The organism is Pseudomonas sp. A39 (assembly GCF_058145955.1).
Window position 1 is genome coordinate 93,258 of sequence record NZ_JBYVMD010000017.1, and the last position, 23,061, is coordinate 116,318.

General features: G+C 60.0%; 18 protein-coding genes. 14 read left to right on the top strand and 4 right to left on the bottom strand.

Features of this window, described 5'->3' with window-relative positions:
• Positions 1-112 precede the first annotated feature (112 nt).
• Positions 113-931 carry an alpha/beta fold hydrolase gene (locus tag AC3ZU9_RS15405; RefSeq protein WP_490090952.1) on the top strand — a complete coding sequence of 273 codons (819 nt, stop codon included), beginning with the start codon at positions 113-115 and terminating at the stop codon, positions 929-931.
• 517 nt (positions 932-1,448) lie between these two features.
• Here AC3ZU9_RS15405 and AC3ZU9_RS15410 read toward each other — a convergent pair.
• Positions 1,449-2,363, bottom strand: a complete 915-nt coding sequence (locus AC3ZU9_RS15410) for a LysR family transcriptional regulator (protein ID WP_046036300.1) — start codon at positions 2,361-2,363, stop codon at positions 1,449-1,451.
• 247 nt (positions 2,364-2,610) lie between these two features.
• Between AC3ZU9_RS15410 and AC3ZU9_RS15415 the strand changes: the two genes are divergently transcribed.
• The 4 genes from AC3ZU9_RS15415 to pgm all read left to right on the top strand — a co-directional run bounded on the left by AC3ZU9_RS15415 (position 2,611) and on the right by pgm (position 8,917).
• On the top strand, positions 2,611-3,633 hold the full coding sequence (locus tag AC3ZU9_RS15415; protein WP_012724334.1) for a zinc-dependent alcohol dehydrogenase family protein: 1,023 nt from the start codon (positions 2,611-2,613) through the stop codon (positions 3,631-3,633).
• A gap of 703 nt (positions 3,634-4,336) precedes the next feature.
• On the top strand, positions 4,337-5,761 hold the full coding sequence (locus AC3ZU9_RS15420; protein ID WP_012724333.1) for a hypothetical protein: 1,425 nt from the start codon (positions 4,337-4,339) through the stop codon (positions 5,759-5,761).
• The gene (locus tag AC3ZU9_RS15425; RefSeq protein WP_490090953.1) at positions 5,758-7,164 is read left to right on the top strand and encodes an aminotransferase-like domain-containing protein; all 1,407 of its coding nucleotides are present in this window, start codon (positions 5,758-5,760) and stop codon (positions 7,162-7,164) included. Before AC3ZU9_RS15420 ends, AC3ZU9_RS15425 begins: the two co-directional genes overlap by 4 nt.
• Before the next feature lie 106 nt (positions 7,165-7,270).
• Positions 7,271-8,917 (top strand): phosphoglucomutase (alpha-D-glucose-1,6-bisphosphate-dependent), encoded by a 1,647-nt coding sequence (gene pgm / locus AC3ZU9_RS15430; protein WP_490090954.1) that lies wholly within the window; start codon positions 7,271-7,273, stop codon positions 8,915-8,917.
• A 147-nt stretch (positions 8,918-9,064) separates the two neighbouring features.
• On the opposite strand, the gene AC3ZU9_RS15435 is transcribed toward pgm, so the two are convergent.
• The gene (locus AC3ZU9_RS15435) at positions 9,065-9,760 is read right to left on the bottom strand and encodes a pirin family protein (protein WP_046036303.1); all 696 of its coding nucleotides are present in this window, start codon (positions 9,758-9,760) and stop codon (positions 9,065-9,067) included.
• Positions 9,761-9,979: 219 nt separating this feature from the next.
• Here AC3ZU9_RS15435 and AC3ZU9_RS15440 point away from each other — a divergent pair, with 219 nt between their 5' ends.
• Positions 9,980-12,427 carry a UvrD-helicase domain-containing protein gene (locus tag AC3ZU9_RS15440; RefSeq protein ID WP_490090955.1) on the top strand — a complete coding sequence of 816 codons (2,448 nt, stop codon included), beginning with the start codon at positions 9,980-9,982 and terminating at the stop codon, positions 12,425-12,427.
• Positions 12,428-12,503: 76 nt separating this feature from the next.
• Here AC3ZU9_RS15440 and AC3ZU9_RS15445 read toward each other — a convergent pair whose 3' ends face one another.
• Complete coding sequence (locus AC3ZU9_RS15445; protein ID WP_003217129.1) at positions 12,504-12,776, bottom strand: DUF1652 domain-containing protein; 273 nt, start codon at positions 12,774-12,776, stop codon at positions 12,504-12,506.
• 261 nt (positions 12,777-13,037) lie between these two features.
• Here AC3ZU9_RS15445 and AC3ZU9_RS15450 point away from each other — a divergent pair, with 261 nt between their 5' ends.
• The 4 genes from AC3ZU9_RS15450 to AC3ZU9_RS15465 are packed head-to-tail and all read left to right on the top strand — an operon-like array spanning position 13,038 to position 16,811.
• Positions 13,038-13,847: a helix-turn-helix transcriptional regulator gene (locus AC3ZU9_RS15450; protein WP_093544398.1), complete on the top strand. Its 810-nt coding sequence runs from the start codon at positions 13,038-13,040 to the stop codon at positions 13,845-13,847.
• Positions 13,848-13,896: 49 nt separating this feature from the next.
• On the top strand, positions 13,897-15,303 hold the full coding sequence (locus AC3ZU9_RS15455) for an NAD(P)/FAD-dependent oxidoreductase (protein ID WP_490090956.1): 1,407 nt from the start codon (positions 13,897-13,899) through the stop codon (positions 15,301-15,303).
• Between the two features lie 26 nt (positions 15,304-15,329).
• Positions 15,330-15,671: a cupin domain-containing protein gene (locus AC3ZU9_RS15460; RefSeq protein ID WP_046036307.1), complete on the top strand. Its 342-nt coding sequence runs from the start codon at positions 15,330-15,332 to the stop codon at positions 15,669-15,671.
• 60 nt (positions 15,672-15,731) lie between these two features.
• Positions 15,732-16,811: a polyamine ABC transporter substrate-binding protein gene (locus AC3ZU9_RS15465; protein WP_102061475.1), complete on the top strand. Its 1,080-nt coding sequence runs from the start codon at positions 15,732-15,734 to the stop codon at positions 16,809-16,811.
• Between the two features lie 354 nt (positions 16,812-17,165).
• Here the strand turns inward: AC3ZU9_RS15465 and AC3ZU9_RS15470 are convergent, their stop codons facing one another.
• Positions 17,166-17,951, bottom strand: coding sequence for a helix-turn-helix transcriptional regulator (locus AC3ZU9_RS15470; protein WP_012724324.1), 786 nt, complete (start codon positions 17,949-17,951; stop codon positions 17,166-17,168).
• A gap of 199 nt (positions 17,952-18,150) precedes the next feature.
• On the opposite strand from AC3ZU9_RS15470, the gene AC3ZU9_RS15475 reads away from it, so the two are divergent.
• The 4 genes from AC3ZU9_RS15475 to AC3ZU9_RS15490 all read left to right on the top strand — a co-directional run bounded on the left by AC3ZU9_RS15475 (position 18,151) and on the right by AC3ZU9_RS15490 (position 22,845).
• Positions 18,151-19,515, top strand: a complete 1,365-nt coding sequence (locus AC3ZU9_RS15475; RefSeq protein ID WP_102061477.1) for an APC family permease — start codon at positions 18,151-18,153, stop codon at positions 19,513-19,515.
• 9 nt (positions 19,516-19,524) lie between these two features.
• The gene (locus tag AC3ZU9_RS15480; protein ID WP_012724322.1) at positions 19,525-20,628 is read left to right on the top strand and encodes a DmpA family aminopeptidase; all 1,104 of its coding nucleotides are present in this window, start codon (positions 19,525-19,527) and stop codon (positions 20,626-20,628) included.
• Positions 20,629-20,993: 365 nt separating this feature from the next.
• Complete coding sequence (locus tag AC3ZU9_RS15485; RefSeq protein WP_231807639.1) at positions 20,994-22,427, top strand: serralysin family metalloprotease; 1,434 nt, start codon at positions 20,994-20,996, stop codon at positions 22,425-22,427.
• Positions 22,428-22,476: 49 nt separating this feature from the next.
• Positions 22,477-22,845: an AprI/Inh family metalloprotease inhibitor gene (locus AC3ZU9_RS15490; protein ID WP_490090957.1), complete on the top strand. Its 369-nt coding sequence runs from the start codon at positions 22,477-22,479 to the stop codon at positions 22,843-22,845.
• Positions 22,846-23,061 lie beyond the last annotated feature (216 nt).

Sequence of the window (23,061 nt, forward strand, 5' to 3'; positions counted from 1 at the left end):
GAAAGCCTTCCCGTATTAGGAATTTACAGAAGGCTCGATTCCCTTGAAATTGCGAGCCTGGCTGCCGGCAACCCAGGTTCGGCGCTACCTTTTCGTTCAAGGAGTCAACAACGTGTCTTCTCCAGAAACGTTCACTCATGTGCAACTCCCTCTGACGGTGGAGGGTGTCCAACTGAACGTGGCCGCCATCCATCGCGACGGCGTCCTTGCGCCGATCGTGTTCCTGCATGGTTTTGGTTCGACCAAGGAGGACTATGCCGACATCGTGCAGCAGCCCGCGTTTGCCGGTCACCCTTTCGTGGCTTACGACGCACCGGGTTGTGGTGAAAGCCAGTGCGATGATCTTTCCAGGATTTCCATTCCCTTTCTGCTGCAGACAGCGCTGCAGGTGCTGGCACATTTCGGCATCGAACGCTTCCATCTGGTCGGCCATTCCATGGGCGGTCTGACCGCATTGATGCTGGCGCATCAGTTCCCGGACCGGGTGCTCAGCTTCGTCGATATCGAGGGGAATATCGCCCCGGAAGACTGCTTTCTCAGCCGGCAGATCATCGACTATCCGAGCAACGATCCCGAGGTGTTTTTCGCCGCCTTCATCGAACGTGCCCGACACGCCCCTGCCTATGCCAGTGCACTCTATTCCGCGAGCTTGCGGCACAAGGTGCGTGCCGGTGCGGTGCGGGGGATATTCCAGTCGATGGTAGATCTTTCCGATAATGCCGATCTGATGAGCAAATTCCTCGGCTTGAAATGCCCACGAATGTTCATGTACGGCGAGCAGAACGCGTCACTGTCCTATCTGCCGCATATCCAGGCCGAAGGTGTCCGGCTGGCCCCCATTCCTTATTGCGGGCATTTCCCGATGTATTCCAACCCCATCGCGATGTGGCAACAGATCGCCAATTTCCAGGCGAGCAGCCTTGCCGGGTGAACAAGGCTGTCCATCTTGGGGCTAAAATCTCGGATGCACATGCGCTTGAGATCTTGACCATCAGCAGCGAAATCGGTATCCCGGTCTACAAGGTTACGCTCGCGCCTAATGACTTCCGGATGATCTCGCTGCCCACTAGCCTAGATGATTGATGTTCCATGAATGGACGGCAGCAGGGCAACATGCCTCGGGAGTGGATGATGCAGGAGTAGCCATTTCGGAGCGATCTGCCACCAGAAGATATCGACACGGCCTAAGTGCATAGTTGGTTACTGGTTTGAGGTGGCAGGCATGGCGAGAACTTCACGAGCCGCAGCGGTAGGCGACTCGTGAAAGCAGATCGGAATCTACGATTCGAGCCCCAGCGCTTGTCTCATTCGCATGATCGCCATATCCGCCTCTCCGTTGGGCAGCGTCTCTGCTCGGTAAAGCACATCAACACTTGAGCCTGGAAGTGAATGTGGGTGTCGAGAGCGACTGATTTAAGTACATAATATTTATGTTCTCGACGTTCGGATTATAAGCTCTCAGGCAAGCCAAAAAACATCTGAATCCGCGACCGCAACCACCGCTCTCCCGGATCATTATCCTGCGAACCACGCCACGCCATGTGCAGCTCAAAGCTGCGTACCGGTAACGGCGGATCTTCCGCCCGCAACCCGCCCGCCGAGGTCAATGCTTCGGCCGCGTAGTCCGGCACTGTCGCCAGGATGTCCGTGCCCGCCAGCAACGTGCCGAGGCCGTTGAACTGTGGCACGGCCAAGACCACATGGCGTTTACGGTCGAGTTTTTCCAGCTCCTCATCAATGAAGCCGCTCAGGTCGCCGGCAAAGGACACGAGCGCGTGAGGGCGAGCGCAGAAGTCGTCCAGGCTCAGAGGGCCCGGCACGCTGTCGGCGCGCAGCAGTTTCGGCAGGCTGCGACGCAGGACTTTGCGTTTGGCGTTGGCCGGCAGGTCGGCGGTGTAGCTGACGCCGATGGAGATTTCGCCGGAGGCCAGCAGGCCGGGCATCAGGATGTAGTTCACGCGGCGTACCACCAACACGATGCCGGGTGCCTCGGCGCGCAGGCGCTTGAGCAGTTGCGGCAGCAGGGCGAATTCGACGTCGTCAGACAGGCCGATGCGGAATACCGCGGTGCTGGTGGCGGGGTCGAATTCGGCGGCGCGACTCACGGCGGTGGAAATTGAGTCCAGGGCCGGGGAGAGCAGGGCGAAGATTTCTACCGCTCGGGCTGAAGGCTCCATGCTGCGCCCCGTGCGCACGAACAGGGGGTCATCAAACAGCCCGCGCAGGCGTGACAAGGCCGCGCTGATCGCCGGCTGGCCGAGGAACAACTTCTCGGCAGCACGGGTCACACTGCGCTCGTGCATCAAGGTTTCGAATACGATCAAGAGGTTAAGGTCGACACGACGCAGGTCGTTACGGTTCATCTTGTGTCCTGGAAGAGTCAGCAAACTTGACGAGAGCGGCCGTATAGGAAGAATGACCGGCATGAATCTTACGGGCAAAGGCTGTTACTCTGCACAAGAAAATTGAGTTTTCTTACAAGAGCTGAGGTCTATTCCTCAGTTGCGGAATCAATGACAAGCATGTCGACTATTAATGGCGACCGGTGGTCTTACCCGGAAAGCCCAGATAGAGTTCATGGCATTAGAGGTTACTTTGACGAGGTTTGCGATGTCCCGCACGATCCGTTTTCACAAGTTTGGTCCGGCCGAGGTGCTCAAATGCGAAGAGCATGCAGCCGCGCAGCCCGCACCGGGCGAAGTGCAGGTGCGTGTCGAAGCGATTGGCATCAGCTGGTATGACATTCTGTGGCGCCAGAACCTGGCGTCTTCCCATGCACGCTTGCCGTCCGGCCTTGGCCATGAGATGGCCGGGGTTGTGGTCGCCTTAGGCGATGGCGTGGATGACTTGGCGGTGGGCGATAAGGTGGCCAGTTTTCCGGCCGAGAGCCCTAATGATTATCCGGTGTATGGCGAACAAATCGTCCTGCCCCGTTCGGCCCTGACCCGTTATCCGGATGTCCTGAGCCCTATCGAAGCCAGCGTGCATTACACGCCGCTGTTGATCGCCTACTTTGCCTATGTGGATCTGGCACGCGTCAAACCGGGGCAATTTGCGCTGGTAACTGACGCCAGCCACTGCGCCGGCCCGTCCTTTGTGCAACTGGGTAAAGCCTTGGGGGTACGGGTAATTGCCGCCACCAAGGACAGCGCGGAGCGTGAGTACCTGCTGTCCCTCGGTGCCGAAAAGGTCATTGTTACCGAAGAGCAGGACCTGCTGATGCAAATCAACAAGTTCACCGATAACCGCGGCGTAGACGTGGTGTTCGATGGTTTGGGCGGCCCGCAAATGTCGTTGCTCGGCGACGTATTGGCACCCCGTGGCAGCCTGGTACTTTATGGCCTGCAGGGCGGTAACCAGACACCGTTCCCGGCGTGTGCGGCGTTCCAGAAGAACATTCAGTTCTTTGTGCACTGCATCGGTAACTTCACCGGCAAACCTGAACTGGGCATTATCCAGGACCAGGTGGCCTTGCAGCGAGCCCTGCGGGATATCAATCAACTGACCGCCGACCGCGTGCTGGTGCCACTGAAAACCACGGTGTTTCCTTTCAATCAGTTCGTCGAAGCGCACCGGTACATGGATGAATGCCCGTGCCGCGAACGTGTCGCGTTGCAGGTCGAAGCTGTTTAGTGCGTAGGAATGTTCTCTAACAAACACTGCTTGCCCCTGGCACATGGGGCAAATGCGCCATTTGGCAGGGCTGAACCTGCATAGCCCATCAGGTGCCTGCCCGGCACGCTAACCCCTGAATCGTGACTTTTTAGCTGACGCCGCCCTGAATTCCAGCGCGGCGTCTTCGTGTGCGCGTAGTTAATGTGTGGCCCGTTATTCATCTGCACTGCTTTTCGCCCAACTTCTGTATCTATTAATCATTATTCCAACACTGATAATTGCGCCTTCACTTTCATCTCAAGGACTGAGCAATGATTGATTATTTGACACTACTGTCGCGAGTACCTGTAACTAATTGCGCGTCAGGCGCGCGGCCACAAGGAAACAGGTGGGCGCCTGAAAAGTATCAATCCAATAAGTGGGAAAGTTGGTTGAGTTACAGGTCGGACGTTTCTTTTAATAATTGGTTAACGGTGTGTAAGCGCTTGTCGGAAAGCTCCTAGGAGTGCAAGCGAATCCATTTGACCCCAGTAAATCCGGTGGCTTACGCGCTTGCAGGCCTTGGGTGCTGCCCGAGGATACCTGTGTCGCTTTGTTGCGCAGTGCTAGTGTCTAGTCATCGGCGTACAAGGTTGTGCGCAAATTTCTTACACACGCAATAGGTCGAGCAAACACGCTCAGCGGTTGCTTGAAACCAATATTTCAACTCAGGTAGTCAGCAATGAGCACTATTCACGAGCAGGCCATGAATTATGTTTACCAACAAGTGCTGCAGCGTTTGATCGGGCACTTCGCTCGCGTAGAACGAACGGCACTCCAGTTGTTGGTCCAACGTATCGTTGTGGCAGCGGGAGGCATGGAGCAAGTGGGGGACTACAAGGTGTTGATTGCCCATGGTGGCGGCGCCGTCAGCAGCTATACGTTGGCGCTGTTACGTGCTGCACAGTTGACCATTGCTGGCCGAGCACCCCGGACCTTTCAGTTGCGCGTTGCAACATTGCGACACGCAGGCATGACCGAGGGGACGCTCAACGGCCTCAATCAGGGATATGGCCGCCTGTTTCTCCACGATGATCCAAGGGTTGAGCTACTCATGGTGGAAAACCAGGAGGTATTGCCCTTCAACCCTCTGCGACCCGCGTCTACGGTTGGGCGCGAAACCAGCCAACGCAATAGGCTGATGGTCGGCCACATGAGCTCAGGTGACTGTCGCACGACCCTGTGCAGTGATACTTACCTTGCCCTGGGGGATTTCTACCAGCGCGTCACCACGTGGAGCGGCGGCGTGCACGCGGTGGTCAGCGGTGACTCGCCGCGCAAGCAAGGTCAGTATCTTGCCTGGCTCAAGGGCATGGCAGCCGGCGCGGGTGTCGCCATGCCGGAGACCTGGCCATCGTCGCTCACAGGTTTGTTTGCACGCATGGACGAGTTGAGCGTCGGTTACTACCGCGATGTGTATGGCGAGCACTATGCGGCAAGTGACAACCCCAGCAAGTCCGGTCACCGTCACTTGGCCTATATTGGCATTGCGGATTTGCTCAGCGACGCAGACCTCTCATCCTCGTCCATGCTCTCCGAGTTCATGGCCTTTACCCCTGATCCGCTGGGGTTTCATTTCAGCCATCCGAACTATTCCAACCCCCTGTTGATGGCCCATTTGCGTGGGTTGCAGGCCCAATCCCTGCGAGACCTGGATTATGAGGCCGGCGTTCAGGGCTTTATCCAGCAGGCGACCCACTACCTGCGCCGCATGCACGTGCCCGAAACGTTGCTCATCGAAGCGGGCAGCCGTGAAGGGCGCACCCTAGCGAGCACGTACGCCCAGCAGTTCTTTGGCCTGGACGAAACTCAATTGATTTGCCTGCTGTTCTCGCCGTTTATTCATCATGGAGAGCGGCTGGAAGGCTACTTGCGCCAATGCCATCCGGGCATGCTGGTGGCCCTGCCTGAACTGCACAAGGTCCTGCAGGGCAAGCCATCCGCCGATATGCTGCAACAGTGGGTCACCGACACCAGCGGCTTACCAATGCCATTGCTGCAGCAGCTTTACCGCAAGCGTCCATCGGTTACCGCGAGTGGCAAACTGCACGATGCTGGCGCTCTGTCCGGCGACAGCGCGCAGGCCTGTCAATTGTCCGGGCGATGACACTGCACGGCGAACGGCAGGCGGATTTCGCGTATCAGGCGGTTTACCGCTACCTGATCACCTTGATCAACGAAGTCAGCACCGATACTCGGGTAAAACTGCCATCCCTGCGGCAATTGGCCGGGCGCCTGAACGTATCGATCTCGACGATCCAGTACGCGTACGCATTGCTTGAGAAGGAGGGCAGGGTGTATTCGGTAGCCAAGTCGGGTTACTACGCCTGGCCTCTCTCGGCAAACTCGCTGACGTGGGCCGGCGGCGATCTGCTTGACCGGCTCTATGCCGCGGCGCGGCGGCCGGGCATGGCGGTGCTCAGCGGGGATGAGCCCGCGCTGCTGGCCTCTTTGGATGGAACCCTGTTGCGCCTGGAGCGGGAGTTGGTGCGCCACTACCCGGCCCAGGCGCAACCCTGGTCCCAGCCGTGTGGCGTATGGGAGCTGCGTGCGGCACTGGCGGCACGCTACACCTCGTCACCCACGCGCTGCTGGCATGCCGATGACGTCTACCTGGGGGCCGATCTGCGCGGTGTCCTGGACATCCTTATCGACGTACTGGGCCTGAGGGGGACTGCGGTGATTGTGGAATCCCCCTGCGACTGGCTGATCCTGCGCCTGCTCCAGGATGCCGGGGTGCGCATTATCGAATTGCCCTGGACGCCGGAAGGGTGCCTGGATCTGGCGACCCTTGAGCAACTGCTGTGCGATGAGTCGGTGCATCTGGTATTGCTATCGTCCGTGGTCAGCCTGCCCTCTGGGGTCGCCCTCTCTGACCGCGACCGCGTGGCCGTCGCGCAACTGCTCGATCAGTACGGTTGCTGGCTACTGGAAAACGATACCTTTGGCGAGCTGGGTTTCAAGGAGCCGCAGGCGGCGTTACGCGAGCTGGTGAACCCTGAGCGACTGGTGGTGTTTTCCTCTTTCGAGAAAATACTCGGCTCGGAAGCCCCCTATGGCTACCTGCTGTCCCGGCGCATGAGCAGCGAACTGCAGCGCCAGTTCCTGTTGCGTTCCTTTCGCTTATCGTCGATCCGCCAGCGCGCGATAGCGCGACTTTATCAAAGCGGACGAGTCGACCAGCACCTGCGCGAACTGCGCTTGCAATTACGCGAGCAGGCGGAGGAAATGAGCCAGCGCCTCGACCGGCACCTGGGGGATCAAGTGGCGTACCGCGTGCCGGCCGCCGGGGCGGTGTTCTGGTTGGCTTCCACACGGACGGTAGACATGCGCCATGTGTTCCAGCAATTGCTCGCCCAGCAGGTGGTGATTGCCCCCGGCGAGCTGTTCAGCGTCAGCGGCCTGCACCAGCAGAATTTGCGCTTGAGCAACACCTTTCATGGGCAACCCAACTTGGATATCGCTCTGACCGCCATCAGTGAGGCACTGCGTCAGGCCCAGATTGGATGATTGTGCGAAGTTTCTCTGCCTGCTATAGGATCGATACCGTCGCGCAGCAGTCCAACTCTCAGTAAACTGCCATTTTTTTCCGAATCCTTCTTTCCGAGGTTTATGCATGACAATCAGTCCTTTTGCGGGCAAACCGGCGCCAGCCCAGTTGCTGGTGGATATCCCGCGACTGGTTACGGCCTACTACACCGGCCAGCCTGATGCAGCAATCTCCACCCAGCGCGTGGCGTTCGGTACGTCCGGCCACCGTGGCAGCTCGTTCGAGCTGAGCTTCAACGAGTGGCACGTGCTGGCTATCAGCCAAGCCATCTGCCTGTATCGCGAAGCCCAGGGCATCAACGGCCCGCTGTTTGTTGGCCTGGACACCCACGCACTGTCGACACCTGCCGGCGCCAGCTCCCTGGAAGTGTTGGCCGCCAATGGCGTGCACGTGATGCTGGCGGAGGGCGATGAGTACACACCGACCCCGGCGATTTCCCACGCCATCATCTGTTACAACCGTGGCCGCACCAGCGGCCTGGCCGACGGCATCGTCATCACGCCGTCGCACAACCCGCCGCAGAGTGGCGGCTACAAGTACAACCCGCCCAATGGCGGCCCGGCCGACACCCATGTCACTAAGTGGATCGAAGCCAAGGCCAATGAACTGCTGGCCAACAAACTGGCCGGGGTCAAACGCATGACCCACGCCCAGGCACTCAAGGCCGACACCACCCATCGCCATGACTACCTCAACAGCTACGTGGCTGACTTGGTCAATGTGATCGACATGGACGCCATCCGCAGCGCAGACCTGCGCCTGGGCGTGGATCCGCTGGGCGGAGCAGGGGTGCGCTACTGGTCGGCGATTGCCGAGCACTACCGCCTGAACCTGGAGGTCGTGAACACCGAAGTCGACGCCACGTTCCGCTTCATGAGCGTCGACTGGGACGGCCAGATCCGCATGGACCCGTCTTCCAGCTACGCCATGCAAGGTCTGATCGGCCTCAAGGAACGTTTCGACGTGGCATTCGCCTGCGACCCGGACCACGATCGTCACGGCATCGTTACCCCGTCCGGCGGCCTGTTGGCACCGAACAACTACCTGGCCGTGTCCATCGACTACCTGTTCCAGAACCGTCCTGACTGGCGCGCTGACGCAGCCGTGGGCAAGACCGTGGTCAGCAGCGGCCTGATCGATCGGGTGGCAGCGCGTATTGGCCGTCGCCTGTACGAAGTGCCGGTCGGCTTCAAGTGGTTTGCCGATGGCCTGTTTGAAGGTTCGCTGGGCTTTGGCGGCGAAGAAAGCGCCGGCGCGTCGTTCCTGCGCAAGGACGGCACGGTCTGGAGCACTGACAAGGACGGCCTGATCCCGGCGCTGCTGGCCGCGGAAATGACCTCGCGCAAAGGCCAGGACCCCAGCCAGATCTACCGTGGCCTGACCGATGCCCTGGGCGAACCGTTCGCGATCCGTGTCGATGCCAAGGCCACCCCGGCGCAGAAAGCTTTGCTGGGCAAGCTGTCACCGGACCAAGTGACCTCCACCCAGTTGGCCGGGGAAAGCATCCAGCAGATACTCAGCCACGCGCCGGGCAACAACCAGGCAATCGGCGGGTTGAAGGTGATGACCGAAAACGGCTGGTTTGCCGCACGGCCGTCGGGGACCGAGGATATCTACAAGATCTACGCCGAGAGCTTCATTGGCGAAGATCACCTCAAGCAGTTGGTGGAAGAGGCGCAGGTGCTGGTAGACGGCGCTATCAGCGCTAACTGAAACCCGCTGTATACAATGGCGGGGGGCGGTTTTTTGTGGCGAGGGAGCTTGCTCCCGCTCGACAGCGCAACTGGAGTCGGCTTTTGGGGGCGCTTCGCACCCCAGCGGGAGCAAGCTCCCTCGCCACAAAAGCCGGCCCCTACAAGGTCAGGCCAAGTCGACTAGGACAATCTCGCTGTCTTCAATCGCCGTCACCCGCAACACCTGCTCATCCTCCACCGCAACACCGTCTCGAGCTTGTGCACGCAAGCCATTGACTTCAATCACACCGGTCGCCGGCACCAGGTACGCACGGCGCCCGCTGTCCAGCCGGTATTCGGCACTTTCCCCCGCTTTCAGGTTCGCTGCCACCAAGCGTGCATCCGCACGAATGCGCAAGCTCTCGCTGTCACCGGCCTTGCCGCTGGCCAGGGTCACAAAACCTTCGCGATCGCCTTTCGGAAACGGCTTGGCGCCCCAGGCGGGCGGGAGCCCGGCTTCGTTTGGAATGATCCAGATCTGGAAGATCTTGGTCGGGGCCGCTTCCAGGTTGTACTCGCTGTGGGCGATCCCCGTGCCTGCGCTCATCACCTGCACATCACCGGCCTCGGTGCGGCCTTTATTGCCGAGGTTGTCGGCGTGGCTGATAGCACCTTCACGTACGTAGGTGATGATCTCCATATCGCGGTGAGCGTGCTGCGGGAAACCGGTGCCGGGGGCGATGATGTCGTCGTTCCAGACCCGCAGGTTGCCCCAGTGCATGCGCTTGGGGTCGTGGTATTCGGCGAATGAGAAATGGTGATGGGCGTCAAGCCAGCCATGATGGGCGCCGCCCAAGGATGTGAAAGGTCGAAGTTCAAGCATGATCGTCTCCTGTTGATGGCGCCTATGATCCGGCAGGTCATGATCGATAAAAAGCGTAAAAAATGCCTAATTCCTATCAGTGGATTAGATTGGTTGATGGCGTTTTGACTTTCAGTTCATCGCCTAACTGCATGACAGCAAAGCAATTGGCTGGAACTGAGCGTCGATTCCGGCGACCATGGCGCACTTGCAAAAACCCAACTCATCGCAGGAGTCCGTGTGTCGCAACAAAAGCCTGATCTTCCTCCCGAACTGCGCCCCCTGGCCGAGATGCCTCTGTTCAAACGCCTAGCCGCGCGCCTGTTCGGCCATGGCCTGACCCGTTTGCGCGCCCAGCACCGGTTTTCCTGGTTGCACGGGCAGGCTGACGGTTTTCGCAGCGGGCACGAGGCGGGCGTAGAGTACGGCTATCGCGAAGGTAAGGCCGACGGCCTCGAGGAGGGCCGGCAGGTTCTGCTGATCCGTGACTTCCGCCCGGAGGAGCACCGTGCGCCGGGGGTGGATGACAGCCTGTTCGATGATTGGCGCCTGCCCCTCACCGCCGAGCTGAAAAAGCGCATCAAGGCTGACGTCGCGCGATTGCTACCGGCCCACGCCCAGCCGAGCACGGCGCAATGGAAGATGATTTTCAGCGATACGCCCTCTACATCCGTGATTGCCGGAGCCGGTGCGGGTAAATCAACGTCGTTGGTGCTGCGTATTTTGCTGCTGACCCATTACCTGGGCTTTGAGCTGAGCTCGATGACGGTGGTGACCTTTACCCGTGAGTCACGCAAAGACTTCATCAGCAAGCTCATGCAGATTTTCAGTGTGTGGGGCCAACCCATTGATATGAAAGAAGCGCAGGGCGTGGTGCGTACCTTTCACTCGCGCATCCTGCCCATGGTGCGTAGCCTGCCGGGCTTTGAGCGTCTGCAAGCGTTCGAGAACCTGAACACCGGTTTTGAAGACGCTGACAGCAACCCGTTCGACCTGCGCATCAACAAAGCCCAGCGCCAACAAATGAATGCCTGCTATCACCGGCTGCACGGGCAGCACACGCGCTTTCGTGAACTGATTGCGCCGCTGGCGCGCCATGGCCTGCAGCTCAAGGAGCTGGAGCGCGATCACCCCGATGTGCAAAAACGGGTGGCGGTGACCGAGCTGGCGGCCAAGCGCGACGAAGAGCTCTGCGATGTGATCGAAGACTTGTGGTTTCGTGCGGGCGCCTGGCCGATCAAGGGCATTGAGCCCAACCGCCGGACCCTGGAGATCAATGGCGCGCAGTTTCACTGCCATGGCTATATTCCCGAACTGGACGCCTGGGTCGTGCTGGGCTTCGATTCACGGGAAAACGCCCAGATCAACCGGCCCAACTCAAAACTGTCTGTACGGGCAGAATGGGCGGTTAAGCGCACATTGTTTCAAGCTTTCTGTCGTAAGCCATTGATATGGCTTGATAGTTACGAATCTTCGAAGCGGCTTTTGAGCAGCCTGGCTGGGGATGCCACTGCCGGGCCAGGCTTTGATTACAAGGTCAAAGGCGAGTTGGCCTCGGCGCCGTTGCTGGACAGTTTTGTGACGGCGGCCGGGTTTATCGAGAACCTGGGGCTGGATGTGCCCACGGCAGTTGGGCAGATGAGCTTCGCCAAGGATGACCCGGACCGCTATTTCTTCGAAGCCCTGAGCATCTTCTGGAAAGCCTTGGAAGATCACCTGCTGGACCAATCGCCGCCGATCATGACGTATAACCGCATGTTTTCACTGTTCGGCGAAAATACCCCGGAAAATCTCAAGCTGCTCAGCGATCCACTGTTGCGGCCGCTGTCGCACCTGATGATCGATGAATTCCAGGACGTTTCGCCGCAGATCGTCTCATGGCTACGCGCCAGCCTGCGTGAGATCCGCAGCCGTGGCCCGGCCATGCACGTCGGTCGCGGCGCCCAGCGGTCGTCGCTGCTGTGCGTGGGGGATGACTGGCAGTCGATCTACGGTTGGCGCGGGAGTTCGCCCAAATACTTCATGGCGTTCAATCAGGAATTTCCGTCACCCGCCACCACCCGCGTGATGCTGGGTGAGAACTACCGCAGCCATCAGCACATCATCGATGCCGCCGAGCATATCGTGCGGGCCGCACCGGCTATTCCTGGCAAGAAGGCCAAGGCCAGCGGGGCGCCCAAGGCACTGGTGCCGGTCAAGGTACTGGAGCGGGACGATGCGGCATTGGGACGGCAGTTGGCGGAGCATTACCAGCGCGGCGAATCGGTATTAATGCTTTATCGAAAAAGCAGCGATAAGCTACTGATTCAAGAGCATATTCAGTCTGTTGTTAATCTGGATTCTAGCTTGCCGCCACCGGCGCGCAGGCTCAAGCAACTGACCTATCACAGTGCCAAGGGCCTGCAGGCTGACGCGGTGTTTTTGCTTGGGGATTGCCAGCACGTGACCAGCTCGCCCTACAAGAACCAGGTGTACCGCATGGCTGGCCTGGGCAAGGACGGCGACAGCGAGCCGTATGACACGGCGCAAAAAGACGAAGTGCTGCGCCTGGCCTACGTGGGCATTACCCGCGCGGTGAGCCATTGCTATTGGTATGTGGAGAAGCCCGAAGGCCAGGCGGTGAACGTGCCCAAGGCGTCGGAGCGGGTGGATGGCAGGAAAGCGTTCTTTGATGATCAACGCGGCTAGCGAGTGAATGGCATTCAACGGTGGGAGGGGGCTGGCCCCCTCCCAGAGCAGATATGTGTTGTTTGAACGATTGAATTCAGGCCCGCAATGACAGCGGCGGTACAAACGACTCCAACTCATCCTCCACCGCTTCGATAATCCGCTCTACGTCAGCCGCGTTCATCACCGTGGCGCAGGGGATGCCCGCGATGGCAATCAGTGTCTCGCCACTGGCGCGGTCGAACAGGCGGGCGATCATACTGCCGGGCGCGTCCATGCTGGCTTCAAAACCCATCGGATGAAAATGCCAGCGCATCAGCTGGCAGGCGTTGGGGAACGTCACTTTGTTCATGTTGCCCACCTTGTTCATTGAGCGCTTCCTTTAGCTCGCGGCAGGGGGCCATGACCTTCACTGGTCGTGGCATCGAAGAACTTAAAAATAGCATTCGTTCGAGACCGGAACGTGAATTTTTTGACCCCGTTCAGCGGTTGTTTCCACTTGGGTTGATGTGGGTCATGACCTGCGTACATTTTAGCAAAAGGCCATCATCCTTGAGGGGCCAATAAGCCGTTGAAGGCTCCGGCAAAATTCGGCAATCTCCACGGTTGTTTAACCGCCTTCGAGCCTTCCATGCCACACATCGCCCCAGACGATGACTCCCAGCAATCCCAAGCCACGCGTGAGTTGGTGCTGCGCCACCACCTGTGTTGGCGCCATCGGGACTTGGAAGGCGTGATGTCCTACTACCACCCGGACATCCAGTACCACGACTTTTTCCAGAACCGTGTCGTCGGTTCCGCCGAATTGCGCGACTACCTGCAAGCCAGCATGCCCCGCGAGGCCGATGAGGCGATCGAGCACACCGACCGCATCCGCGCCGACGGCGATACCGCGTTCATCCAGTACCGCATTACCTTGCGCGGCGGCCAGGGCCTGGTGTCGTTCCGTACCAGCGAGGCCATCACCGTGCGCGACGGGTTGATCTGGCGGGTCAACGAATACGCCTCCCTGGTGCATGAGCAGCCGGCCCAGGCTGCGCGGCCTTCGGTCAGCCGCCTGGGCCTGTCGCCCCAGCAATTGGGGCATATGGCCAATGACCTGCAGCAGTATTTCGAACACAAGCAACCCTACCTGGACCCTGAATTGGATCTGCAGCGGGTTGCCAAGGAGTGTGGCTACAGCCGCAATCAGATTTCCTACCTGCTGAACCAAGTGCTGGGACAAAGCTTCTATCGCTATGTGAACCAGGCGAGGCTCCAGCATTTGCTGGCCGCATTGGACAGGGCCACTGCGCCGATCAAGGTTGACGACCTGGCGTTTGCCGCCGGCTTCAACTCGCTGTCGGCGTTCTACAGCGCCTTCCGCCAGCACACAGGCCAATCGCCCAAGGCCTACGTCAAACAAATTTCCCTGCGTGCACGCGCGCAAGACAGTCCTTAACGCCGCGCTCTAGGATCGCCCCTATCGAAACGAGGTAGGGGAACCTGGCATGCCGGCATGGCGCACTATCAGTTTATGGATGGACCAACTGGACGACCCGCTGCACGCGCGGCCCGCCCTGGAGCATGACCTGGACGTCGACGTGGCCATTATCGGCGCCGGTTACACCGGGCTGTGGACCGCTTACTACCTGAAACGCCAGGCCCCTGAGCTGAAAATCGCCATCGTCGAAGCGCAGACTGCCGGTTTCGGCGCCTCCGGCCGCAACGGTGGCTGGCTGATGGGCAACCTGCTGGGTGAGGACCGCTTGCTCGCCGGCTTGAACCCTGAACAACGGCGCGCCTCGTTTGACCTGTTGCACGCCATCCCTGACGAAGTCGCCCAAGTGCTGGCGCGTGAAGACATCGACTGCGATTACCGCAAGGGCGGCGCCCTATACTGCGCGGCGCGTTACCCCGAGCAGGAAGGCAGCCTGCGCCGCTATCTGGACACACTCTACGCTCAGGGCCTGACCGAAACCGACTACCGCTGGCTCGGCCCGCAGCAACTGGCCGAACAGGTCCGCATCGCCAAGCCCTACGGCGGCATTTATGCGCCCCACGTCGCGACCATCAACCCGGCCAAGCTGGTGCGCGGCCTGGCGCGGGTGGTTGAGCGCATGGGCGTGACCCTTTACGAAAACAGCCCGGTCACCCACTGGCAGTCCGGCAGCCTGCGCACCGCCAAGGCCAGTGTCCGGGCCGCCTGGGTGGTGCCGGCGGTGGAGGGCTACGCCAACACCTTGCCACTGCTGGGTCGCTACCAACTGCCGGTGCAAAGCCTGATCGTCGCCACGGAGCCCTTGCCGGCCAGTACCTGGGATGAGATCGGCCTGAGCCACGGCCAGGCCTTTGGCGAAAGCAGTCGCCAGGTCACCTACGGCCAGCGCACGGCGGACAACCGCCTGGTGTTCGGTGCGCGCGGCGGCTACCAGTTCGCCGGGAAACTGCGCCACAACTTCGACTTGACCGACAGCGAGGTGGAACTGCGTCGCTACCTGTTCGGTGAGCTTTTCCCCCAGCTCAAGAACGTGCGGATTACCCATTCCTGGGGCGGCAACCTCGGCATGTCGCGCCAGTTCCGCCCGCACATGCTTTGCGATCACAAGACCGGCATTGCGCTGTCCGGGGGGTATGGCGGGGAGGGCGTCGGCGCCTCCCACCTGGGCGGCCGCACCCTGGCCGACCTGATCCTGGGCCACGACACCCCGCGGGTTCACCAGCCCTGGGTGATTCGCGAACGCGGCCTGGAAGCGCTCAAACCCTGGGAGCCCGAGCCCTGCCGCTGGCTGGGCTACAACGCGATCATTCGCAGTTTTGTCCACGAAGACCAGGTGTTGGCCGACCCCACTACCGCCCCTTGGCGCCGCAAGCTGGCGACCGGCGTGGCCGGGTTCATGGAAGGCTTCATGCACTAAGACGTTTCACTCACACGGGAAAACCCATGAGCATCACTCAATTCAAAGACACGCTGAACGCCCACCTGCCGGACTCGTCGCCCGTCGCGGTGCCCCTGGGTGAGCCCATCGCCGTGGCCTCGACCCTGAGTGTCGAGCGCAGCGACGGCGTCGAGACCGGCATCTGGGAATGCACCCCAGGGCGCTGGCGTCGGCAGATCAACTCCCAGGAGTTTTGCCACTTTATCCAGGGCCGCTGCACCTTCACCCCGGACAACGGTGAAATTGTCCACATACAAGCCGGCGATGCACTGATGTTGCCGGCCAACAGCACCGGCATCTGGGACATCCAGGAGACCGTGCGCAAGACCTACGTATTGATTCTGTAACGCTTTGATCCTTGATCGCCTGCCATAAAAACAGCCCTAAAACCGCCAGGAAATCGAACCATGAAAGCCATTGCCCTGTTGCCCTTGATGTTGGTGGCCTCTGTCAGCCAGGCCGCCGAGACGGTGAAAATCTACAACTGGTCGGACTACATTGCACCGGACACCACCCAGAACTTCCAGAAAGAAACCGGCATCGGTTTCACCTACGACGTGTACGACAGCAATGAAACCCTCGATGGCAAGTTGATGACCGGTAAATCCGGCTACGACGTGGTCTTCCCGTCGAACCATTTCATGGCCCGGCAGATCCAGGGCGGCGCATTGAAGAAGCTCGACAAGCGCCAGTTACCCAACTGGAAGAACCTCAACCCGGTGCTGCTCAACGCCCTGGAGAACAATGATCCTGGCAATGCCCATGGCTTCCCGTACCTGTGGGGCAGCACCGGCATTGGCTACAACATCGACAAGGTCAAGGCGGTACTGGGCGACAACGCGCCTGTCGATTCCTGGGACTTGATCTTCAAGCCCGAGAACATGGCCAAGCTGCAGAAGTGCGGGGTGGCGATTCTGGATAACGGCCCCGAACTGTTACCGGCCGCACTCAACTACCTGGGTTTGCCGCACCACAGCAAAAAGGCTGAGGATTATAAGAAGGCGCAAGACCTGTTGATGAACGTGCGACCCTACGTGGCGTACTTCCACTCCTCGAAATACACCGCAGACCTGGCCAACGGCGACATCTGCGTGGCGGTCGGCTTCTCCGGCGACATCCTGCAGGCTGAAAGCCGTGCCAAGGAAGCCAAGAATGGCGTGAACATCGGCTACAACATTCCCAAGGAAGGCGCCGCGATCTGGTTCGACATGGTGGCCATGCCTGCCGACGCGCCTAATGAGAAAGCCGGCTATGCGTTCATGAACTACCTGCTACGCCCGGAAGTGATGGCCGACATCACCAACTACGTGCACTACGCCAACGGCAACCAGGCCGCCGACAGCCTGGTAGACCCGGCGATCAAGGCCGACACCAAGATCTACCCAAGCCCCGAGATGATGGGCAAGCTGTTCGCACTGGAAGCCATGCCACTGAATATCGACCGCGTGCGCACGCGGGTGTGGAACACCATTCGCACCGGCCGCTGAGGCCTGATATAAACGGACCGCTGTTGGGGTGAGCCCGCTTGTTGTGGTTAGCCGGCTTGGTGTGGTGAACCCGTTTGTTGTGGTGAGCGGGCTTGCCCCGCGCTGGGGCGCGAAGCGGCCCCAATAAGGTCGCCGCGGTTATCCAGATAAACCGCGGTGCTTGGCCTTGGGGCTGCTTCGCAGCCCAGCGCGGGGCAAGCCCGCTCACCACACGAAGCCCATTCACCACACCAAGCCGGATCACTACACCAAGCCGGATCACTACACCAAGCCGGATCACCACACCAAACCCACTCACCACACCAAGCCTACTCACCACACCAAGCCCGTTCGACCTACCGGCCCACAAACGGGTCAGGGATTCTCCAGATCATGCCCCAACGACTGGATAAACAACGAAAACAGCTCCGGCTGTGACGAGATATCCAGCTTCGCGTACAAGTGCCTACGGTGCACTTTCACGGTGTCCGGCGAGATATTCAGGCGTTCGGCCATGGCCTTGGACGAGAACCCGCGCAGCACCAGGCGGGCGATTTCCAGTTCGCGGTCCGAGAGCACGCCACAGCCGAACTGGCTCAATGCATCCCTGATCTGGCTGTCCATCGCCGGTGCTCGCTGGGTGCTTTGCTGCCAGTGCTGTTGCATCAGCGGTAATACCCAGGCGGCCATGGTTGTCATCAGCCCGGTCTCTTCAACACTGAAGCGCCGCTGCCTGCCCAATGACAGCGACAACGTCCCCGCGCCGGGCAATTGCAGAATCAATTGCACCTCGTCCTCCAGCACGTTGTCGTGGAAGTAATTGAGGAAGTACTCACTCTGGCGGAAATGATCCGGCGCCACTTCCTCCAGGCGGTACACGCCGCTGGCGTAACCCTCGCGACACGCCTGGAAAAACGGGTCGAGCAAATACAAGCCATTGAGGTACACCAGCATCGACGCCGGTTTGCTGCTGGGTTGGGCGTCGTATTCTTCCAGGGCCTGGGGCGGTCCCTCCAAGGGGTAGAAGATCGCCAGGGCGTTATCGAAAGGCAGGCACTGGTGCAACAGCAGCACCAGCTGTTTCCAGAAACGCTCGGTGCCGATGTGCGCGACGGTGCGGCCCAGGCCGGCATGCATCCCAACCTCCCGAAACAGGCTCATGTGACAGGCTCCCGCCAGCAAAAGATCGGGCAAGGGTTCGACTTTTGCCGGGTGGCGTCAAGGGGAGTACGCCAATAGGGGAATTGGCGGGCATAGGCCCAATGTTTATCTTCGCCATCATTGAGCGGGAAACATATCCCGTGACTCTCAGACTTTTCGTATCTGCCTCACACCAAGAACAACGAAAGAGGATAACGATATGAGCACTTCCCCCACGCCCAACAGCGTGCTGAAACCCACCTTGAGTGTCTTCGATGTAGTGGCCATCACCGTGTCGGCGGTGACGCCGGCCAGTTCCGTATTCGTGATCGCGCCCTTTGCCATCCAGCAGGCCGGCAGCGGCGTGTTCCTGGCGTTTGTGATGGCCGGGTTGCTCGCACTGATGTTTGCCTTTTGTTACGCCGAACTCGGCCGCGCCCACAACAGCGCAGGGGGTGAGTATGTGTACGCCAAGCGGGTGTTCGGTGGCATGGCGGGCTATGCGACGTTTCTGACGGTGCTGGTGATGTTGCTGTTTATCCCACCGGTACTGGCCACCGGCGCGGCGACCTACCTGAATAACGCCCTAGGCACCCGGTTCGACTCGCAGACCGTCGCCTTGGTGATCGTCGTGTGCAGTTACGCCCTGGGCATCCTCAATATCAAACTCAATGCCTGGATCACCGGTACCTGCCTGTTGCTGGAAATCGCCGCGTTGCTGGTGATCGTGGTGATCGGCTTCGGCAACCCGGTGCAACCGGCCAGCGTGCTGTTCCAACCGCAGATCGTCGAAAACGGCGTGCTGCACCTGGCGCCGTGGGCCCTGGTGATCGGCGCGGTGGGTATCGGCCTGTTTTCCTATAACGGCTATGGCCCGGCGGTGTTGCTGGCCGAAGACATGAAATGCGGCGGCAAAGGCGTGCACAAGGCGGTGCTGTGGTCACTGGGGTTGGTGGTGATCATCGAGCTGGTGCCAATCACCGCACTGTTGATCGGCGCACCGTCCCTGAGCGCGATGATCAGCAGCCCGGACCCCATCGGCTACCTGTTGAGCAGCCATGGCAATGAAACCTTATCACGGCTAGTCAGCGCCGGAATCTTCCTGTCGGTGTTCAACGCGATTGTGGCGATCGTGATCCAGATCGGCCGCGTGGTGTTCAGCAGTGGGCGCGATGCGCTGTGGACGCCGAGCATCAACACGCTGTTCACACGCATTCACCCACGCTGGGATTCGCCCTGGTTGGCTACGCTGTTCCTGGCGATTCCTTCGGCGCTGCTGAGTTTCAGCTCCAACCTGGCCGACCTGACCTCGTTCAGCGTGCTGCTGATCATGTTGGTGTACCTGATGGTGGCGTTGAGCGCCTTGATGAGCCGGGTATTGCTGCGTGATCGCGAGCATCCCTATCACATGCCGCTGTGGCCGTTGCCGGCGGTGCTCGCGGTACTCGGCGCCGGTTACCTGTTGGTCACCCTGGTGGCCGCCGCTTCGGTGCGGGACATCATGATCATCATCGGCCTGCTGGCGCTGTCGGTGATCCTGTATTGCATCAGTGGCCGGTCGAGTCCGGTCTTCCAGAAATTGTAAGGAGTGGTTATGCGCGCACGTCAATTGGGGGTTACGTTAGGGCTGGGCACGCCTGGAGAATGGAACGCCATCACCGATGTGCCCGGTGTGCGGGTTGGCCACAGCACGCTGAACACACGTATCGATGGCAAGCACGTGCGCACCGGCGTCAGCGTGATCCAGCCGCGTGCAGGGGAGGCACGCCAGCAACCGTGCTTTGCCGGGTACCACGTGCTCAATGGCAACGGTGATGCCACCGGCCTTGAATGGGTCAGCGAGGCGGGGTTGCTGACCACGCCGCTGGCCATCACCAATACCCACAGCATCGGCATGGTGCGCGACAGCCTGATCGCCCTGGAGCGCGAGCGCCTGGCGGACCCGGCGGTGTACTGGTGCATGCCGGTGGTGATGGAGACCTATGACGGCCTGCTCAACGATATCTGGGGTCAGCACGTGGGGCCCGAGCATGTGCGCGAAGCGGTGGACAACGCCGCCACCGGTCCGGTGCAGGAAGGCGCGGTCGGGGGCGGCACCGGCATGATCTGCCATGAGTTCAAGGGCGGCATCGGCACCGCATCGCGGCGCTTGTCGGCGGAGCAGGGCGGTTGGACCGTCGGCGTGCTGGTGCAGGCCAACCATGGCAAGCGCCAGGAACTGCGGGTGGATGGCTACCCGGTGGGGCGTCGGTTGATGGACATTCCGTCGCCCTTCGCCGAGCAAGGCACGCCGGGCATGGGCTCGATCGTGGTGATCCTCGCCACTGATGCGCCGCTGTTGCCGCACCAATGCCAGCGCCTGGCGCAACGCGCGTCGATCGGTATTGCGCGTACCGGCGGCGGTACCGAGGATTCCAGCGGCGACCTGTTCCTGGCCTTTGCCACCGGCAACCAGGATTTGCCACCGGCGGATTACGGACGTAAGGGCCGGCCTTTCAGCAGCGCGTTGCAGATGGTCAACAACGACCATATTTCGCCGCTGTTCAGCGCCGCGGCCGAGGCTGTGGAAGAGGCAATCATCAATGCGATCCTGGCCGGGGAGGACATGCTCACCGATCAAGGTGTGCTGGTACCCGGCCTGAGCGGTGACACGCTGTTGTCGGTATTACACACAACAGGCTGGAGGGTGTCCCGGTAATAGGGGGCACGCGAAGTTATTAATACAAGTAATGGCCGTTTAATGTTGCTAATGACACCCTGGCAATATAATGGATCCAATTATTAACAGCGCCGGACAACTTAGGCCGCGTTAGCGCTATTTAATATTTAAATAACCCAAGGTTGTTTTTGTCGGACAAAGTCAACCCCGCCCAACAAACACGGCGCGCAAATTACTTAAGTTGTTTGCGCGCCCGAATCTAATGCTGGAAAAGATGTAGACGAAAGATTTCAAGTTGTGTCAGTTTTCTTACGCCTTCAAAAGAGGCGAGTGATAGGACGATCTCGCCCGCGGGGTGCCTATCGATCAAAGACTGAAGCACTTGCAAACAAGGAAGTACGTTTATGTCAAAAGTAAAAGACAAGGCTATCGTGTCGGCGGCGCAAGCCAGCACCGCTTACTCGCAAATCGATAGCTTCAGCCATCTGTATGACCGTGGCGGCAACCTCACGATCAATGGCAAACCCTCCTACACCGTTGACCAGGCAGCCACCCAGCTGCTGCGCGACGGCGCCGCGTACCGGGACTTTGACGGCAACGGCAAGATCGACCTGACCTACACGTTCCTGACCTCGGCCTCTTCGAGCACCATGAACAAACATGGCATCTCGGGTTTCAGCCAGTTCAACGCACAGCAGAAAGCACAGGCCGTACTGGCCATGCAGTCCTGGGCGGACGTGGCCAACATCACCTTCACCGAGAAAGCCAGTGGCGGTGACGCCCACATGACGTTCGGCAACTACAGCGGCGGCCAGGACGGCGCGGCGGCCTTCGCCTACCTGCCCGGCACCGGTGCAGGCTACGACGGCACGTCGTGGTACCTGACCAACAACAGCTACACGCCGAACAAAACCCCGGACCTGAACAACTACGGCCGGCAGACCCTGACCCACGAAATCGGTCATACCTTGGGCCTGGCCCACCCGGGCGACTACAACGCCGGGAATGGCAACCCAACCTACAACGACGCGACCTATGGACAGGACACGCGCGGCTACAGCCTCATGAGCTACTGGAGCGAAAGCAACACCAACCAGAACTTCAGCAAAGGCGGGGTCGAGGCCTACGCGTCCGGCCCGCTGATCGACGACATCGCGGCGATCCAGAAGCTCTACGGCGCCAACTACAACACCCGCGCCGGTGACACCACCTACGGCTTCAACTCCAACACCGGGCGTGATTTCCTCAGCGCCACGTCGAATGCCGACAAGCTGGTATTCTCGGTGTGGGACGGTGGTGGCAACGACACCCTGGACTTCTCCGGCTTCACCCAGAACCAGAAGATCAACCTCAATGAAGCCTCGTTCTCCGACGTTGGTGGCCTGGTGGGCAACGTGTCCATCGCCAAGGGCGTGACCATCGAGAACGCCTTCGGTGGTGCGGGCAATGACCTGATCATCGGGAACAACGCGGCCAACATCATCAAAGGTGGCGCCGGCAACGACCTCATCTACGGCGGTGGCGGTGCGGACCAGCTGTGGGGCGGCGCGGGCAACGACACCTTTGTGTTCGGTGCCAGTTCCGACTCCAAGCCTGGGGCGTCTGACAAGATCTTTGACTTTACCTCGGGTTCGGACAAGATCGACCTGTCCGGCATCACCAAGGGTGCAGGCCTGACCTTCGTCAATGCCTTCACCGGGCATGCCGGCGATGCGGTACTGACCTACGCCGCAGGCACCAACCTGGGCACCTTGGCAGTGGACTTCTCCGGTCACGGCGTGGCGGACTTCCTCGTCACCACCGTTGGCCAGGCTGCTGTCAGCGACATCGTGGCGTGATGCACGGGCGCGGCGCTTCGGCGCCGCGCTTTACGGATGGAGCATGAAGATGCAGCGTTTTTTCAATAGGATCGCCTGCGTATTGCAGGTGATGTTCGTGTCGGCAGGAGCCCACGCAATGGCGAGCAGTCTTGTATTACCCACCACCGCCCAGTTGGCCGGGCATTGGCAGTTGCACCAGCAGGACCAGGTGTGTGCGCTGGACCTGTTGGAGCAGGCCAACGCGTTGGGCGGCGACGTGGCGTGTGTCGAACAATGGTTGGGCACCAAGCCCCTGACCTGGACACCAACGCCGGACGGCATCTGGCTGATGAACGCCGAAGGCAGTGGCATTACCCACCTTAACCGGCAAAAAGAAGGCGAATATAAAGGACGCGCGCCCACCGGCCTTGAAGTGGTATTGCAACGTACACCTTAGTTGCCGTTTTAAACCGATCACTTGATTTTATTAGTTGACCGCTCCGTCATTTGGGGTCGGGGCAACTATTGCGCGCAATTTGCTTCAAGGAAGATTAGAAACCATGGCGAAGTCCCATGCCGTCGCGCCGTTATTCAAGGCGCTGGGTGAATACAAGAGCATTTTGATCAGCGTCGGTTGTTTTACCGCCTTGATTAACCTGCTGATGCTGGTGCC